Below are 17363 nucleotides of genomic sequence, written 5' to 3'. Positions count from 1 at the left end.
ACACTCCGGCACCCGCGACAGGTCGATGTTCGGGGTCGGCAGCATCTTCTCGATCTCGACGCCGGTCAGCTTCTTGAGCGCCAGCGCGTAGGCATGGGCGTGCAGCGAGCCGCGCACCAGCAGGTAGGCGCAGACTTCGCGCCCGGTCGGCTCGATCATGGTCTCGTAGACCCGCAGCTTGTGGATGCGCGCGCCGCACTCCAAGTGGAAATTGTGCAGCAGGTCGATGATCAGATTGCCGGTCGTCGTGACCATGTCCATGTTCCAGGACGCGGCGTTGGAGTTCATCGGCATCGCGCCGCCGCCATTCGACAGGAAGCTGCCGGCGAGGCGCACGTCCTGCATCTCGGCGAAGGGCGCCTTGGAGATGTCGACGTCCTTGGCCGGGTTGCCCGGGCCGTTGTTCAGCATTGAGATGCCGGTCGAGACCAGCTCGACGTGGCCGATCTCTTCGGCGAAGATGCTCGAGACGAGGCTGTAGAACGGCCGAAGCTTGGTCTTGTTGCGGAAATTGAAGCTCTGGAACATGTAGTTCCCGAGGGTCGACATTTCACCGTACTTGCCACCGAGCAGTTCCTGCAGGGCGGCGGCTGCGTTGGGCTCGGGCTTTTTCGGCTCCGGCAGCTCCGTCAGCAGTCGGTCGATCTTCATGAACATGCGGGTAGCTCCGTTTGCGCGAGGTGCGCATGGGACCTACGGGTGAGGCACCCACATGTTCCTGCCTGCGACCGTGCTTCTTCCGAGGTCCGGCGGGGAACTTTTTGGTTCTGAAGCGGGGTCAGACAGAAAAATCTCGCGGGCGCCGAGCCCTTCCGTGGCAAAGCATCCCCAGGCCGGTCCAGCCCGACCGGCGCTCACGTCACGCGTTCGCGTGGATTCCCTCCACGGCGCGGATCCGCGGCACGGCGAAATCGGTGAAGGCGCGGACCGCCGGGCGCATGTGGCGCACCGACGGGTAGACCAGATAGGCCTCCGTCGAGCGCACCTCGTAATCCGGAAGCACGCGCACGAGCCGGCCCGCTGTCAGGTCGTCGGCGACCAGCAGGTGCTGCACCGGCCCCATCACCCGTCCCCCCAGCAGGGTCGCGACCAGGATCTCGGCGTTGTTGGTGCGCAGCACCGGCCGGACCGGGACGGTCACGGTCTCGCGGCCCCGATGCAGGACCAGGGCGCTGCGGGCATCGACCGCCGCCCGGGTCGCCACGAGTTCGCGGGTGGCGAGTTGCTCGGGGGTCTCGATTCCACCGGCCCGCGCCAGGTAGGCGGGCGCGGCCACCAGGATGCGCCGCACCCATCCGAGCCGGCGGACCACGAGGTCCTGCCCCTCCGGGCGGCCGTAGCGGAGCGCGAGGTCGTAATCCTCGTGCACGAGGTCGATCACCCGGTCTTCCAGCACCAGATCGACCGTCACCCGCGGGTGCTCCGCCTGGAACGCCGTCACGATCGGATGGAGGTGCTTCACGCCGATGCAGGAAGGCGCGTGCAGGCGCAGGCGACCCTCGACGGAGCCGGCCTCGGTCCGGGCATCTTCGAGCGCCGCGTCGATGGCGGCGAGTGCCGGCTGGCTCGCCGCGTAGAGCCGCTGGCCCTGCGGCGTCGGCCGCACCAGCCGGGCGGAGCGCTCCAGCAGGCGGGCGCCGACATGCGCCTCGAGGTTGCGCAGGTGCTTGCTCACCGCCGGCTGCGAGACGCCGAGATCCCGTGCCGCCGCGCTCAACGAGCTGCGCTCGACGGTGCGGAGGAAGGCGCGCAGGGCGAGGGCGAGGTCCATGGATGCCATCCGGTTATGGGGCCGATCACCCCATAGCCGCTGGACGGGGCGACAGCGTGGCGGTTTTCTCGGTCCGCACCCTTTCGCGAGATCACCCACCCATGACTCTGACCCGCCGGACCCTGCTCGCAGGCACGCCCCTTCTGCTCGCCGGCTGCGTCACCCGCGAGACGGCGCCGGTGGCGGATCTGCGGCCGCCGGTCGATCCCTCTTATGTCGCGATGTACGCCGCCCTCCCCAGCGAGCCGTTCCCCGTGCCCGCGGTGGACCTCACCGGAATCAATCCGCGGCTCCTGCGCCAGGAGGTCGATTACGTCACGGCCGAACCGCCCGGCACGATCGTGGTCGATCCGGGTGCGCGCTTCGCCTACCTCGTGCGCGAGAACGGGCGGGCGATCCGCTACGGCGTGGGCGTCGGCCGGGAGGAGGCGTTCAACTTTCAGGGCCCCGCCACCATCGCCCGCAAGGCCGAATGGCCGCGCTGGACGCCGACGCCCGCGATGATCAAGCGCGAGCCCGCGCGCTACGGACCGGTCGCCGGCGGCCTACCGGGCGGCGCCGGCAATCCGCTCGGGCCGCGGGCGCTCTACCTCTACCGGGACGGCCGGGACACGCTCTACCGGCTGCACGGCACCACGGAGCCGCAGACCATCGGCACCATGGTGTCCTCGGGCTGCGTGCGCTTCCTGAACCAGGACATCATCGACCTCTACGGCCGCGTGCCGGTGGGGACTCGGGCGGTGGTGCTGGCGGCAGGTGGGTCGGCGGCGAGCTAAGCTTGGCTATCCCATTCTCGACCTCATCCTGAGGTGCGTTCGCGCAGCGGACGCCTCGAAGGAGCCCTCCAGGACCAGCTGCGCGATCTGGAGGGCTCCTTCGAGGCTCACTTCGCTCGCACCTCAGGATGAGGGGAGCGATTGGATATCCGTCGATTTCGAAGGGCGTTCGATTGAGGTCAGGCGGCCAAGCAGGCTCCTGCCCCGTCTTCAGCTCACCTCCACCTGCACCACCCCCGGCACGGTCCGGAGCAGGCCGGCGAGCTGGGGTGAGGCCTGGAACTTGCCCGGCAGCCGGATCTCGACCTCGCGGCCGCCGCCGTCGAGCTTGAGGATCAGCGAAACCTCGCTCTCCCCCCGCATCGACAGCCGCTGCTGCACCGGCGCGACCCCGCGCGAGTCGCTCAGATGGATGCGGATGCCCTTCTGGTGGCGGGCGACCGCGTGGTCGAGGGGTTCCGCGGTCAGGATCCGGGCGCGCACGTCCTCGCCCTCCAGGTTTGCCTGGAGCTGGAGCACGAGGGGCCGGCCCGGTTCGAGGATGTCGCGGTACTGGCCGAGCCCTTCGGAGAAGATGATCGCCTCGAAATGGGCGGTCCGGTCCGAGAGGGTGACGATGCCCATCTTGTTGCCGGTCTTGGTGCGCCGCTCCGCCCGGTCGAGCACCGAGGCGGCGACGCGGCCGACGCTGCTGGTCCCGGCCCGGACCGAGCGGCAGAAATCGGTCCAGCTCTGCACCCGCAGCTTGTCCAGGAGGTCGCCGTACTCGTCGAGCGGATGGCCCGAGACGAAGAACCCGATCGCCGCGTATTCGCGCTTGAGGGTGTCGGCCATCGGCCAGACCTCGTGCGGCGGGATGCGCAGGGACACGTCGTCCGCGACCACGCCGCCGAACATGTCGGTGACGCCGGCGGATTCGGCCTCGGCGGCGCTGGCGGCGAGCTTCATCATCGGCTCGACCGCCGCGAAGGCCCGGGCCCGGTCGGGCTCGATGCAGTCCAGCGCTCCGGCCTGGACCAGGCTTTCCAGGGTGCGCTTGTTGATCATCCGCGGGTTGAGCCGGCGGGCGAGGCAATCGAGGTCCTTGAACGGGCGGTCGCCCCTTGCCTCGACCAGCGCCCGCACCGCCTCCCGGCCGACGCCCTTGATGGCGGCCAGCGCGTAGAAGATCTTGCCGTCGCGCACCTCGAACACCTCGCCGGAGGTGTTGATCGAGGGCGGCTCGACCGTGATCTTGAGGCGCTGCGCGTCCTGGCGGAATTCGGCGAGCTTGTCGGTGTTGTCGATGTCCAGCGTCATGGCGGCCGCCAGGAACTCGACCGGGTGGTTCGCCTTCAGGTAGCCGGTCTGGTAGGTCAGCAGGGCGTAGGCCGCTGCGTGGCTCTTGTTGAAGCCGTAATCGGCGAACTTGGCCAGCAGATCGAAGATCTCGTTGGCCTTGGCCTTGGCCAGCCCGCGCTCGACGCAGCCCTTGAGGAACCTGTCGCGCTGCGCGTCCATCTCGGCGCGGATTTTTTTACCCATCGCGCGCCGGAGCATGTCGGCCTCGCCGAGCGAGTAGCCGGCCAGGACCTTGGCGATCTCCATCACCTGTTCCTGGTAGACGATGATCCCGAAGGTCTCCTTCAGCATCGGCTCAAGTTTCGGATCCGGGTACCAGGACGCCTCGTTGCCGGCGTCGCGCCCGAGCTTGCGCTCGCAATAGACCGGGATGTTGGCCATCGGGCCCGGCCGGTAGAGGGCGACCAGCGCGATGATGTCCTCGAACCGGTCGGCCTGCATCTCGCAGAGCGCCTTGCGCATGCCGGCGGATTCCACCTGGAACACCCCGACCGTCTCGCCCCGGCCCATCGGCCTGTAGGTCTCCGGGTCGTCCAGAGGCAGAGATGCGAGGTCGATCGTGATGCCGCGCTGCTTCAGCAGGTCGGTGCAGCACCGCAGCATCGTCAGGGTCTTGAGTCCCAAGAAATCGAACTTCACCAGGCCGGCCTGCTCGACCCACTTCATGTTGAACTGGGTGACCCGCATCCCGGTCTTCGGGTCTCGGTAGAGCGGCACCAGCTCTTCGAGGGGCCGGTCGCCGATCACGACGCCGGCGGCGTGGGTCGAGGCGTGGCGGTGCAGGCCTTCGAGCTTCTTGGCGATGTCGATGAGCCGGGCGACGATCGGCTCTTCCTCCATGGCCTGCTGGAGCTTGGGCTCGCCCTCGATCGCCTGAGCCAGCGTCACCGGGTTGGCCGGGTTCTGCGGCACGAGCTTGGTGAGCTTGTCGACCTGCCCGTAGGGCATCTCCAGCACGCGGCCGACGTCACGCAGCACGCCGCGGGCCAGCAGCGTACCGAAGGTGATGATCTGCCCGACTTGCCGCTCGCCGTAGCGCTGCTGCACGTAGCGGATCACCCGCTCACGGCCCTCGACGCAGAAGTCGATGTCGAAATCCGGCATCGAGACGCGCTCGGGGTTGAGGAAGCGCTCGAACAGCAGGCCGAAGCGCAGCGGGTCGAGATCGGTAATCAGCAGCGACCACGCCACCAGCGAGCCGGCGCCGGAGCCGCGGCCCGGGCCGACCGGGATGTCGTGGTCCTTGGCCCACTTGATGAAGTCCGAGACGATCAGGAAGTAGCCCGGGAACTTCATCGAGACGATCACGTCGAGCTCGAAGGCGAGGCGCTTGCGGTAATCGTCCTCCGAAAAACCCGGCGCCGTGCTGTGCTGCTTCAGCCGCAGCTCCAGCCCGGCCTCGGCCTGCCGGCGCAGCTCGGTCGGCTCGTCGGCAGCCACCGCCTGCACGGGGGCGTCGGTCGCCTCCGCCAGCGCTTCCGCCATGGGCGGGGTCTCGCCCGCCGCCACCGAGCCGAAGTTGGGCAGGATCGGCTTGCGGGTCCGCGCCCGCACGGCGCAGCGCATGGCGATCTCGACCGTGGCCTGGAGCGCGTCTGGCAGGTCGTGGAACAGCTCGGCCATCTCGGCCCGGGTCTTGAATGCGTGGCGCGGGGTGACCCGGCGCCGGCGCTCGTCCGAGACCAGCCGCCCGTCCGCGATGGCGAGTAGCGCGTCATGGGCGTCGTAATCGTCGGGCTTGGCGAAGAACGGCTCGTTGGTCGCCGCGATGCCGAGGCCGTGGCGTCCGGCGAGGTCGAGGAGCGCCGTCTCGACCCGCCCCTCCTCGGGCGAGCCGTGGCGCTGGATCTCGATATAGAGCCGATCCTCGCCGAAGGCTGCCTTGAGCTGCTTCAGGCGGCTCAGGGCCAGCTCGGGCCGACCGGCCCGGAACGCGGCATCGAGGGGCCCGGACAGGCCGCCGGTGAGCCCGATCAGTCCGGCTCCGCACTCGGACAGGGCGGCGGCCTCGACCCGGGGCGCCTCGCCCAGCGCGGTATCGAAATAGGCGCGGCTCGCCAGCCGCAGCAGGTTGGCGTAGCCGGTCTCGTCCTGGGCGAGCAGCACGACGCCATGGCTGGTCGGGGCATTGCGCTGGTGCGGGTCGGCGGCCTCGAACGCCACCGAGAGCTGCACGCCGGCGATCGGCTGGACGCCCTCCCCGGCCGCCTTCTCGGAAAACTCCAGCGCGCCGAACAGGTTGTTGGTGTCGGTGAGCGCCAGGGCCGGCTGCCGGTCGGCGACCGCGGCCTTGACCAGGGAGCCGACCTTCAGCGCGCCTTCCAGGAGGGAATAGGACGAATGAACGTGGAGGTGGACGAATCCGACCTCCTTGAGCTGGCGTGGCATGGCCGACCTTGATCCGGGGTCGCCCAACATCCCCGCTCGGCCTTGCCAAGTCGACGTATGACGGCGCCGAACCCGACGATATCCACCGGTCGTGCTCCGGGCGCACCAGTTCGGCCGCCCGTTGTGGACAATCGGCTCCGCGACGCCGATCGCCTGTGCATAAGCCGTTTCAGGCGGGAACCCGGCGCCGAAACGCAAAGCCCGGCTAACGAACCGGTGCCAACGCTATCGCCCAGGCGCCGACAGCCGCGAACAGCATTCCGAACGCCATGAACTCGACCATCCCGGTCAGGACCAACCGCTTCAGCATCGTCGTGCCTCCCGTGTTCGTCTCCTATTATGTTCATGTTTTGTTCCGATGAAAGAGGCCTGAGCCCGACGCGACCTGCGGCTTCAAATCATGGTAAACAAAGTGTGGCTTGATACAGATCAGGCGGGCTGGCATGTCCCGCCCGTTACGGGGGGGCGTTCATTATTTGACCGTTGGGGTCAAAGGAGCAGGCTATTCCCGCGCAGGACATTGGGGGGCGGATCGAGGTCGCTCTCGTAGCCATTGGGACCCACGGCGACGTGTTGCCGTTCATCGCCCTGGGCCACGCGCTTCTGGCCCGCGGTCACGGTGTTACGCTGGCTGCCCCGGCCCCGTTCGAGCCGATGGCACGCCGCGCCGGCCTCGCCTTCCAGCCCCTCGGCACGGTGGGCGATTACGAGGCCGTGATCGGCCAGCCCGAACTCTGGCATCCGCGCTGGGGCTTCCGCCCGATGTTCGATTTCGCCCTGCGGGTCGCCGAGACGACCTGCCTGTGGCTCGGGGCGACCCGGGCGCGCGGGGTCGCGCAGATCGTGGTCGCCTCGCCGCTGGCCTGGGGCGTGCGCCTCGCGCAGGAACTCTACGACATCCCGGCCGCCACGCTGCACGTGATGCCGTTCCTGATCGAGAGCCGCTCCGATCCGCCCCGGCTGCCCGGGCTGCCGATGCCGCGGTTCCTGCCGGCAGCGCTACGGGCCACCGTCAACCGGGGGGCCGACAAGCTGGCGGTCGATACGTTCACGCTGCCGCCCCTGAACGCGCTGCGGGCGCGCCTGGGCCTCGATCCGGTGGCCCGGCTGCGGCATTGGTGGAACAGCCCAACCCGGATGCTGCTGATGTTCCCGGACTGGTACGCCGCGCCGCAGGCGGACTGGCCGGCTCAGGCGGTGCAGCTCGGCTTCCCGCTGGTCGACCGGTTCGGCGACGTGTCGGCGATGCCGCCGGAGCTGGAGGCTTTTCTGGCCGCCGGCGAGGCGCCGCTCGTCTTCACCTACGGCTCGGCGATGCGGCAGGGCGCCGCCTTCTTCGAGACGGCCTTGGCGGTCTGCCGCCGGATGGGCCGGCGCGGCGTCCTGCTCGCGCCGCAAGGCGGCCAGGTTCCGAATCCGCTGCCGCCCGGGATCATCCATCTGCCCTACGCCCCCTTGAGCGCGCTGCTGCCGCGCAGCGCCGCCCTGATCCACCATGGCGGCGTCGGCACGGTGGCACAGGCCCTGGCGGCGGGCATCCCGCAGCTCGTCGTCCCGGTGGCGTTCGACCATTTCGACGAGGGGCAGCGCCTCAAGGACCGGACGCTGGGCACCACCGTGAGCCGCCGCGCCTTCCGCCCGACCCGGGCCGCCCGGATACTCACCCGGCTGCTGGCCGATCCGGCGGTTTCGCGCGCCTGCGCGCAGGCCAAGGCGCGTATCGCCGAACGCGGCGACGCGCTCCTGGAGGCGTGTGACTGGATCGAGGCGCTGGCTCGCCCGGACGCTGCGGGCGGATCCGGACCGAGGGCCGCGGAAGCCGGCCGCCGTTGAGGGGCCGGGGATCGATCGGGAGACGGCGCCCCGGCGTATCCCCTTGGACGATGGGGTGAGGCCCGCGGCTATCCCCCTCAGTGGACTTGCCCCCGGCCCCATGCTCCGGTCTGACACGCTTGCCGCGAGTTCGTGTGCCATCTCCGATCCGACGGGCGAGCGTCGGGAGACTGTCATGCACGGCTCTCCAGATTCCGGTGACGACATCGGCACGGCCCCCGACATCAACGCGGCCTTCCTGAGGGCGGCGGTCGAGGCCACCGGCGAAGCCATCCTCGTCACCTCGAGCGACCTGTCCGAACCTGGGCCGATCATCGAGTACGCCAACCCGGCCTTCGCACGCATGACCGGGTATTCGCAGGCCGAAGTGATCGGGCGCTCGCCGCGCTTCCTGCAGGGGCCGCTGACCGATCCGGCCAGTCTCGCCGCCATGAAGCGGGCGCTCATGGCGGGGGAACCGTTCCAGGGCGAGGCCGTGAACTACCGCAAGGACGGGACGACCTACGCGGTCGAATGGCTGATCACACCCGTTCTCGATGGGAACGGGGCGATCGCACATTGGGTCTCGGCCCAGCGCGAGGTGACCGAGCGCAGGCAGGCGCTCGAACACCAGAAGCTCCTCGTGCGCGAGCTGCATCACCGCGTGAAGAACACGCTCGCCACGGTCCAGGCCATCATGAGCTCGACCGCGCGCGGGAGCCTGACCATGCCGGAATTTCAGCGCGCGTTCGGCGGACGGATCGCATCCCTGGCCAAGACGCACACGCTGCTGACCGAAGACCGGTTCCAGTCGGTGCCGTTCCGGGACCTGCTCTGGGCCGAACTCGAACCCTACGACGACGGGAGCCAGATCCGCATTCGCCTGGCGGGACCGGACGTGGTCCTGACCTCGGAATTCGCCGTCCCGGTCGGCATGGCGGTCCATGAGCTCACCACCAACGCGGCCAAGCACGGCGCGCTGGCGGAATTCGGCGGGCGTGTCGAGGTCACGTGGTCCTTGGCCGAGACGGAGGCCGGTCCGCGGCTGATCTGGATCTGGAACGAGCACGATGGGCCGCCGGTCGCGCTTCCGACCCGCGAAGGGTTCGGATCCCGGCTGCTGAAGCGGGTCCTGTCCACCCAGGTCCATGCGGAGGTTCACATCGACTATGATCCCGATGGCCTGCGCGTCACCGTGAACCTGCCGCTCTCCTCGCCCTATTGAGCGCGGCCCGAGGCCGTTCCGCTCAATCGAGCGGTGTGATCAGCCCGTCGCGGATCGTCACCCGGCGGTCCATGCGGGCGGCGAGCTCCAGGTTGTGGGTGGCGACCAGGGCGGCGAGGCCCGAGGCCCGCACCAGCGACATCAGCACCGAGAAGACGTGGCCGGCGGTGCCCGGATCGAGATTGCCGGTGGGCTCGTCGGCCAGCAGCAGCCGCGGGCCGTTGGCGACCGCCCGGGCTATGGCGACGCGCTGCTGCTCGCCGCCCGACAGCTCGGCCGGGCGATGCGGCAGGCGCTCCTTGAGGCCGAGGAAGCTCAGCAGCTCGGTGGCGCGGGCCTTCGCCTCGGCCCTGCCGAGGCCGCGGATGAGCTGCGGCATCACCACGTTCTCCAGGGCGGAGAATTCCGGCAGCAGATGGTGGAACTGGTAGATGAAGCCCATCTCCTCCCGGCGCAGGCGGGTGCGCTCGGCATCCGCCATCGCGGCGGTCGGCCGGCCGCCGATATAGACCTCGCCGCCATCCGGCCGCTCCAGCAGGCCGGCGAGATGCAGCAGCGTCGATTTGCCGGCGCCCGACGGCGCGACCAGCGCCACCAGCTCTCCGGGCCAGATCGCGAGGTCGGCCCCGCGCAGGATGTCCAGGGCGCCTTCGGCCTGCCGATAACGCCGCTCGACGCGGGCGAAGAACAGGGCCGGCACCGGCGGGGTGCCGTCGGGGCGGCTTGAATCGCGGCTCGAGGCGCGGCTTGCATCGCTCATGAGGTGCGGACCATCAGCCGTAGCGCAGGGCCTGCACCGGATCGAGCCGGGCGGCGCGCCAGGAGGGATAGAGCGTCGCCGCAAGCGACAGCAGCAGCGCGGTGATCACGACGGCGGTGATCTCCTTCGGGTTCATCTGGGCCGGGATCTCGGCCAGGAAGCGCACGGTCGGATCCCAGGCGCCGGGAAACAGCACGTGCTGGATCGGCTTGATGTTCAGGGTGATCAGGATTCCGAGCCCGAGGCCGCTCAGGGTCCCGACCAGGCCGATCAGCGCGCCGTTGATCAGGAACACCCGCATGATCGTGCCGGGGGTCGCCCCCATGGTGCGCAGGATCGCGATGTCGCTCGACTTGTCGCGGACCAGCAGGATCAGGCCCGAGACGATGTTGAGCGTCGCCACCACGACGATCAGGCTGAGGATCAGGAACATCACGTTGCGCTCGACTTCGAGCGCCCCGAAGAAGGTGCGGTTGCGCTGGCGCCAGTCGGTGAGCAGCACCGGGCGCTCGGCCGCCATCTCCAGGGGCTCGCGCATCTCGCCGACCTGATCGGGCGTGTCGACGTAGATCTCGATCATGCTGACGTCGCTCTCCCGGTTGAAGAACGCCTGCGCCTCGGTGAGCGGCATGAACACGAAGGTCTGGTCGAACTCGGTCATGCCGACCTCGAACACCGCCTTGACCGCGTAGCTCTTGGTCCGGGGCGCCGTGCCGAAGGGCGTGGACGCGCCCTTGGGCGTCACCAGCGTGATGTTGTCCCCGGCCTGCAACCCGAGGGTATCGGCGAGCCGCCGGCCGATCAGCACGCCGGTGCCGTCGTCGAACCCTTCCAGGGTGCCGCCCCGGATCGAGCTGGAGACCGCGGCCAGCGCGTCGAGATCGGCGGCGCGCACGCCGCGCACGATCACGCCCGAGCCGCCGAACTGCGACGAGGCGAAGGCCTGGCCTTCCACCAGCGGCACCGCGGCGCGCACGCCGGCCACCTTCGACAGGCGCTCCGAGAGATCGACCCAATCGGTGAACGGCCGGTCGATCGGCGTGGCGAACAGGTGGCCGTTGATGCCGACGATCTTCGACAGCAGCTCCGCCCGGAACCCGTTCATCACCGACAGCACGATGATCAGGGTGGCGACGCCCAGCGCGATGCCGAGCACCGAGAAGAACGCGACCACCGATACGCCGCCGCCCCGGCGGCGCGCCCGCAGGTAGCGGCCGGCGATGATCCATTCGAACGGCGCGAACGGGGCCGTTCCTTCGCGGAAGGTGGCCGCGAAGCGCCTCACCCGGTCGATCGCCGCTGCTCCCGTCATCGGACTAGCCCTAAGCACCATTCACCGCGTTGTCGCCGTTCCAGCGACGAAAATGATGCATGAACAAGGATTGAAGCAGAATTGCCTCGTGCAATCCTGCGTCGAGCCGATCCGCGTCGGCGGTGCGCAGCCTCGGCGGGTTCCGCAGACGTGCCCCGCGGTTGTGCGTCGAGACCCGCGCTCCCTCGACGCCCCGAGCCCGCGACGCGTGGCCTGCCAAGGCGGACGCTGCCTAGACGCGACGGATGCGCGCCAGCAGATCGACGATGGCGAGGCTCTCGCGCTCACCTCCGGCGCGGCGCTTCAGCTCGACCTTGCCCTCGGCCAGGCTCTTGGGTCCGACCACCACCTGCCAGGGCAGGCCGATCAGGTCGGCGGTAGCGAATTTCGCGCCCGGGCGCTCGTCGCGGTCGTCGTAGAGCACCGACAGGCCGGCGGTCTCCAGATCGGACTGGATCTGCGCGCAGGCGGCGTCGGTGCCGGCGTCACCGACCTTGAGGTTGATCAAAGCCACGTCGAACGGCGCGACCGAATCCGGCCAGATGATGCCGGCCTCGTCGTGGCTGGCCTCGATGATCGCCGCCACCAGCCGGCTCGGGCCGATGCCGTAGGAGCCCATATGGACCGGACGCTCGATCCCGTCCGGTCCGGTGACCTTGGCGCCCATCGGCTCGGAATACTTGGTGCCGAAATAGAAGATGTGCCCGACCTCGATGCCGCGGGCGGCCAGGCGGTCCGCCTCCGGCACCTCCGCGAAGGCCTCCGGCTCGTGGATCTCGTCGGTAGCGGCGTAGTGCGAGGTCCAGGAATCGACGATGCCTTGAAGGCTCGCCACGTCGTCGAAATCCACGGTCTCGGGCGGGGTCTCGAAATCGAGATAAGCGCGGTCGCAGAACACCTCGCTCTCGCCGGTCTTGGCCAGGATGATGAACTCGTGGGACAGGTCGCCGCCGATCGGGCCGGTATCGGCGCGCATCGGGATCGCCCGCAGGCCGAGTCCCGCGAAGGTGCGCAGGTACGCCACGAACATGCGGTTATAGGCGTGGCGCGCCCCGGCCTGGTCGAAGTCGAACGAGTAGGCGTCCTTCATCAGGAACTCGCGGGATCGCATCGTGCCGAAGCGCGGCCGCACCTCGTCGCGGAACTTCCAGGAGATCTGGTAGAGGTTCTTCGGCAGGTCCTTGTAGGAGCGCACGCTCGCGCGAAAAATCTCGGTGACCATCTCCTCGGCGGTCGGGCCGTAGAGCATCTCGCGGTCGTGCCGGTCCTTCAGGCGCAGCATCTCCTTGCCGTAGGCGTCGTAGCGCCCGGATTCCCGCCACAGCTCGGCCGATTGCACGGTCGGCATCAGGATCTCGATGGCGCCGGAGCGATCCTGCTCCCGCCGGATCACCGCGCAGACGCGCTCCAGCACCCGCAGGCCCAGCGGCAGCCAGGCGTAGATCCCGGCCGATTCCTGGCGCACCAGGCCGGCGCGCAGCATCAGGCGGTGCGAGACGATCTCGGCTTCCTTGGGCGTCTCGCGCAAGGTCGGCATGAAGTAGCGGGAGAGACGCATGTTTTGGAGGCTTGTCTTTAGGGTTTCGGCCTGGATCCGACCGGGAGGAACCATGGCGCGCGGGCACACAACACGCCGGGGGCGCAAATTACAAGCACTGTCGGATCACGGGGCGGCGTAATCGCGCCGGGCCGCTGGCGCCGACCGCGCGCGGGGCCGGTGCCCAGGCGACATGCCTCAATCGGAGTCGATCTGCCCATTTGCCGGCAAGAAAGCGCAGATTTTTCTCGCAGACCCGGTGACAACACGAATTGTTGTTCCTATAAGCGGGTCGTGATGTTTGCGACGCCCGCAAGAGGTGACGCAGGGTCCGAGTCTCGGGAGGAAAACCGACCGCCACGCAGGCAATGCGTAGGACAATCAAAGGTCGAGCCACTGCAGCTTGAAAAGCAAGGCCTCAGGCCTTGCTTTTTTTGTTGTTCGGCATCCTTCGCCGCGGCGATCCCGATCCTTCGCCCGACCCCCCGGGCGCTGAATACGGTCTCCTCAGGCCCATCGGCAGCGCCGCTGGCCTTCCCAATCAGAGCCGGTTGCCTGCCTGCGGCAATCCGCATGCTGTGGAGAGCGGTGAAAGCGCGGACAAGTCGATGCTTTGTCGACTATTCGACTTTGCCGGCGCAAGCGATTAACCCGCAACGTCTTTTCGCGGCGCATGGTGGGGCATGGACCTTACCGGGTGAGCCCGCCATGCACTTTCAGATCCGCCAGGCCGAGCACCTCTGGTCCTGGGTCCTGCTCAACGAGGCCGACGAGACGGTCGCCGAGTCGCACCGGACGTTTCCCTCGGCCGCCCAGGCTTCTGCCGCCGCCCTCGCCTTCGCCCATCTGGTATCCCGGGCCGGCAAGTCGCTGACGGTGCGGTCGTCGTCCGGGACGCTGCTGTAGCGTCTGGCCGTCTCCGGGAGGGGGCCCTGCCCTACAGACCGGTCAGCGGGAACACGGCCAGCGCAATCAAAAACGCGGCGCCGGCGACCAGCGTCGTCCAGATCGCCTTCTCGCGCAGCCGCGGCGAGGCCGGGGCGCCGGGATCCTGGCCCGGCACCACGTGGCTCGGCCGGGTCTCGGGCTGGTTGCGCAGGGGCAGGACGGCGAAGAGCAGCGTCCACCACACGACGAAGTAGAGCGCGATCGCCCCGCCGATCGTCAGCTTGAACTGGCTGACGGCCACCGTCACGAAGGCCGCCACCAGCACCGCCACAACGAGCAGGGTCGCCGGGGTCGAACGGGCCAGCGCGGTCAGGAGCCGGCTCACACCTGCTCCAACTCGACCAGGGTGCCGAGAAAGTCCTTGGGGTGCAGGAACAGCACCGGCTTGCCGTGGGCGCCGATGCGCGGCTCGCCGGTGCCGAGCACCCGGGCGCCCTGCGCCTTCAGCCGGTCGCGCGCGGCCAGGATGTCGTCGACCTCGTAGCAGACGTGGTGGACGCCCCCGCCGGGGTTGCGGGCCACGAAGGCCTCGATCGGCGAGCCCTCGCCGAGCGGCGCCATCAGCTCGATCTTGCTGTTGGGCAATTCGACGAACACCACCGTCACGCCGTGCTCGGGCTGCGGCAGCGGCGGGGAGATCGTCGCGCCCAGCGTGTCGCGATACACCGCGCAGGCGGCGTCGAGATCCTGCACGGCGATGGCCACGTGATTGAGCCGCCCGATCATTTTCTGTCCCTCCCGTTGACGCTCCGATCGGCAGGCCCCGCGTCTCCCTCATGCCGACCTCAGGATGAGGGAATTGGGTGGGACCTGCCGTGCTCCGTCGTCTCGTTGTTCTATCCTAGCGCGTCGGTCTGGATATCAGAGCCCGGACGATGCGCTCGGTCTTTGGTTGCGCGTCATCGTTTCCCGAAAGCCGAAAACCGCCTTTCGGGATGAGACTTCAGACTTCCACCACCTGCACATGGCAGGCGGGCTTCTTGCCCCAGACCTCGTTGGCGGCGGTGCGCACGGCCCGGTCGACCGCCTTCTCGACGCCCTCCGAGTCCTTGAGCTTGCCCCGCGACAACCCCGCCAGGGTGCGCGAGACCGCATCGACCACCGTCTCGATCAGCGGCTCGCCGGAGCGGCCGCGGTTGGGCAGGCCGATGATGTCGACGGCCGGATCACCCAGCACGACGCCGTCCTCGTCGATGGCGATGGCCACCGAGACCAGGCCGGCCTGCATGAGCTTGCGGCGCTCGGGGATCGCCCGGTCCTTCTCGTCGATCAGGACGTTGCCGTCCTTGAACAGGCGGCCGGCCTTCACGTGGTCGATCACCTCGGGCTTGCCGGGGCTGAGGCGGACGAGGCTGCCGTTGCGGGCCTTGACCACGTTCTGGACGCCCTGGGCCCGGGCGAAACGGGCATGCTCGTCGAGGTGCAGCGCCTCGCCGTGGACCGGGATGGAGGTGCCCGGCCGGGTCCACCTGTACATCTCGACCATCTCGTCCCGACGGGGGTGGCCGGAGACGTGGACCAGCTCGGTCCGGTCGGTGATCACCTCGACGCCCTGCTCGATCAGGTCGTTGATGATCGAGCCGACATCGCGCTCGTTGCCGGGAATCGCCCGCGAGGAGAAGATCACCCGGTCGCCGGCGGCCAGGCTGATGTCCGGATGGTCCCGGCGGGAGACCCGGGCCAGCGCCGCCCGCGGCTCGCCCTGCGAGCCGGTGAGCAGGGCCACGACCCGCTCGCGCGGCAGGTTCTTCCAGGAATCCGAGCGGCGGAACTCGGGCAGGCCGTCGAGGTAGCCGCATTCGCGGGCGACATCGATCACCCGGTCCATGGCCCGGCCGACCGCAACGACCTCACGGCCGCAGGCCACGGCCGCCTCGGCCACCGCGCGGATGCGGGCGACGTTCGACGCGAAGGTGGTGACCGCGACCCGGTGGGGCGAATCCGCGATCAGCGTCTTGAGGGTGGCGGCGACCTCCCGCTCGCTCGGAGAGAAGCCCTCGCGCACCACGTTGGTCGAGTCGCAGACGAGCGCCAGGATGCCCTCGTCGCCGAGCGCCGTGAACGCCTCGGGCGAGGTCACCTCGCCGGCCACCGGGGTCGGGTCGATCTTCCAGTCGCCGGTATGGACCACGAGGCCCGCGGCGGTGCGGATCGCGATGGCGTTCGACTCGGGGATCGAGTGCGAGACCGGCACGTATTCGAGCTCGAACGGGCCGACGGTCACCCGGCGGCCGGGCTTGACCTCGCGCAGGTCGACCTTCGGGGCGCCGGGCTCGGAGAGGCGGCGGGTCTCCAGCAGGTTCTTGGCGAAGCGGGTCGCGTAGACCGGCACCTTGAGGCGCGGCCACAGCTCCGAGATCGCCCCGATATGGTCCTCGTGCGCGTGGGTGATGAAGATCCCCAGCAGGTCCTTCCGCTTCTCCTCGATGAAGGAGAGATCGGGGAACATCAGGTCGATCCCCGGCATCTGCTCCTCACCGGCGAAGCCCATGCCGCAATCGACCATGATCCACTTGCGGCCCTTCTCCGGACCGAACCCGTAGAGGGCCGCATTCATCCCGATCTCGCCCACGCCGCCGAGCGGCAGGAAGACCAGCTCCTCCTGTCCCATCACCATCTGTCGTCGTCCAACATCATGCCGCCGTCGCGGCCGTTCCGAAATGCACCTCGCCCGCCGTCACGGTATGCCGTTTTCCGTCGGGGGCGAGGATCACGAGCCGCCCCCCCTCGTCGATGGTCTCGAACACGCCCCGCAGGATGTGTCCGCCGCTGCGCACCGCGATCTCCGACCCAAGACCCGCGGCCCGCGCGAGCCAATCCTCGCGCAGGTCAGCGAAATTCCGTCCCCGGTCCCAGGCGCGTGCCCGCACGGCCATCCGGTCCGAGAGATGTTCCAGTAGCGCTTCGGCGCCGCCGACGTAACCCGTCGCGGCCAAGCTCGTCGCGCCAAGGCCGTCCGGGGCCGCCGCGACGTTGACGCCGAAGCCGATCACCGCGGCCCTGCGGCCGCCCGGCAGCGTCTCAGCCTCGAGGAGCAGACCGGCCAGCTTGCCGTCGCCGAGCAGCACGTCGTTGGGCCATTTCAGCTTCAGAGATCGGGCGCAACCCCCGGTTCGGGTATCCGGCAGGGTGCCGCAGGCCGCCTCCAGCGCCTCGATCAGGGCGAGCCCGGCGACGAAGCCGAGTTCGGCGAGGTGATCCGGTGCCACGCCGGCCACCGGCCAGAGGACGCTCGCGGCCAGATTGCCCGGCAGCGACGCCCAGGTGTTGCCCCGCCGGCCCCGGCCCGCCTCCTGCCGGTGCGTGACCACCCAGAGCGGGCCGGTCTCCCCCGCCCGTGCCTGGACCATGGCCTCGGTGTTGGTCGAGCCCAGCGTGTCGTGAACGTGCAGGCGGTGGCCCTGGGCGCGCGCCTCGGACCCGAGACGGTAGCTCAAGACGCTGGTTTCTGGTTGGGCCGCATGCCTGTCACGGGTGCCGGAGACCGCCGCGC

Annotated in this window: 14 protein-coding genes; 4 read left to right on the top strand and 10 right to left on the bottom strand. The window is 69.3% G+C overall.

Annotation, left to right across the window (positions count from 1 at the left end):
• Both MKL09_RS07035 and MKL09_RS07030 read right to left on the bottom strand, forming a co-directional pair.
• Nucleotides 1-657 (bottom strand): manganese catalase family protein (locus tag MKL09_RS07035; RefSeq protein WP_244019142.1); only part of this gene is annotated, 657 nt, incomplete at its 3' end.
• Nucleotides 658-859: 202 nt separating this feature from the next.
• Complete coding sequence (locus tag MKL09_RS07030) at nucleotides 860-1771, bottom strand: LysR family transcriptional regulator (RefSeq protein ID WP_244019140.1); 912 nt, start codon at nucleotides 1769-1771, stop codon at nucleotides 860-862.
• Between the two features lie 101 nt (nucleotides 1772-1872).
• Between MKL09_RS07030 and MKL09_RS07025 the strand changes: the two genes are divergently transcribed.
• Nucleotides 1873-2547 (top strand): L,D-transpeptidase, encoded by a 675-nt coding sequence (locus MKL09_RS07025; RefSeq protein ID WP_244019139.1) that lies wholly within the window; start codon nucleotides 1873-1875, stop codon nucleotides 2545-2547.
• Nucleotides 2548-2757: 210 nt separating this feature from the next.
• Here the strand turns inward: MKL09_RS07025 and dnaE are convergent, their stop codons facing one another.
• Nucleotides 2758-6276, bottom strand: coding sequence for a DNA polymerase III subunit alpha (dnaE, locus tag MKL09_RS07020; protein WP_244019137.1), 3519 nt, complete (start codon nucleotides 6274-6276; stop codon nucleotides 2758-2760).
• A 531-nt stretch (nucleotides 6277-6807) separates the two neighbouring features.
• Here dnaE and MKL09_RS07015 point away from each other — a divergent pair.
• Together MKL09_RS07015 and MKL09_RS07010 are read left to right on the top strand one after the other, a co-directional pair.
• Nucleotides 6808-8109, top strand: coding sequence for a glycosyltransferase (locus tag MKL09_RS07015; protein WP_244019144.1), 1302 nt, complete (start codon nucleotides 6808-6810; stop codon nucleotides 8107-8109).
• A gap of 175 nt (nucleotides 8110-8284) precedes the next feature.
• Nucleotides 8285-9313 (top strand): HWE histidine kinase domain-containing protein, encoded by a 1029-nt coding sequence (locus MKL09_RS07010; protein WP_244019135.1) that lies wholly within the window; start codon nucleotides 8285-8287, stop codon nucleotides 9311-9313.
• 22 nt (nucleotides 9314-9335) lie between these two features.
• On the opposite strand, the gene MKL09_RS07005 is transcribed toward MKL09_RS07010, so the two are convergent.
• The 3 genes from MKL09_RS07005 to proS all read right to left on the bottom strand — a co-directional run bounded on the left by MKL09_RS07005 (nucleotide 9336) and on the right by proS (nucleotide 12943).
• The gene (locus MKL09_RS07005) at nucleotides 9336-10073 is read right to left on the bottom strand and encodes an ABC transporter ATP-binding protein (protein WP_244019134.1); all 738 of its coding nucleotides are present in this window, start codon (nucleotides 10071-10073) and stop codon (nucleotides 9336-9338) included.
• A 13-nt stretch (nucleotides 10074-10086) separates the two neighbouring features.
• Entirely contained in the window at nucleotides 10087-11385 is a 1299-nt protein-coding gene (locus MKL09_RS07000; RefSeq protein WP_244019133.1) for a lipoprotein-releasing ABC transporter permease subunit, read from the bottom strand.
• Between the two features lie 232 nt (nucleotides 11386-11617).
• Nucleotides 11618-12943, bottom strand: coding sequence for a proline--tRNA ligase (gene proS, locus MKL09_RS06995; protein WP_244019132.1), 1326 nt, complete (start codon nucleotides 12941-12943; stop codon nucleotides 11618-11620).
• 687 nt (nucleotides 12944-13630) lie between these two features.
• Here proS and MKL09_RS06990 point away from each other — a divergent pair.
• The gene (locus MKL09_RS06990) at nucleotides 13631-13828 is read left to right on the top strand and encodes a hypothetical protein (protein ID WP_007560724.1); all 198 of its coding nucleotides are present in this window, start codon (nucleotides 13631-13633) and stop codon (nucleotides 13826-13828) included.
• Nucleotides 13829-13859: 31 nt separating this feature from the next.
• On the opposite strand, the gene MKL09_RS06985 is transcribed toward MKL09_RS06990, so the two are convergent.
• The 4 genes from MKL09_RS06985 to MKL09_RS06970 form a co-directional block, all read right to left on the bottom strand.
• Nucleotides 13860-14195 carry a DUF1467 family protein gene (locus tag MKL09_RS06985; protein ID WP_244019131.1) on the bottom strand — a complete coding sequence of 112 codons (336 nt, stop codon included), beginning with the start codon at nucleotides 14193-14195 and terminating at the stop codon, nucleotides 13860-13862.
• Complete coding sequence (gene mce, locus MKL09_RS06980) at nucleotides 14192-14596, bottom strand: methylmalonyl-CoA epimerase (protein ID WP_244019130.1); 405 nt, start codon at nucleotides 14594-14596, stop codon at nucleotides 14192-14194. Before mce ends, MKL09_RS06985 begins: the two co-directional genes overlap by 4 nt.
• Before the next feature lie 217 nt (nucleotides 14597-14813).
• Nucleotides 14814-16487, bottom strand: coding sequence for a ribonuclease J (locus MKL09_RS06975; protein ID WP_244019129.1), 1674 nt, complete (start codon nucleotides 16485-16487; stop codon nucleotides 14814-14816).
• A 16-nt stretch (nucleotides 16488-16503) separates the two neighbouring features.
• Nucleotides 16504-17307: a biotin--[acetyl-CoA-carboxylase] ligase gene (locus MKL09_RS06970; RefSeq protein WP_244019128.1), complete on the bottom strand. Its 804-nt coding sequence runs from the start codon at nucleotides 17305-17307 to the stop codon at nucleotides 16504-16506.
• Nucleotides 17308-17363: the final 56 nt, after the last annotated feature.

The sequence above is a fragment of the Methylobacterium sp. J-048 genome, from assembly GCF_022829515.1.
Classification (GTDB): domain Bacteria; phylum Pseudomonadota; class Alphaproteobacteria; order Rhizobiales; family Beijerinckiaceae; genus Methylobacterium.
This window is presented reverse-complemented; position numbering and strand designations above follow the sequence as displayed.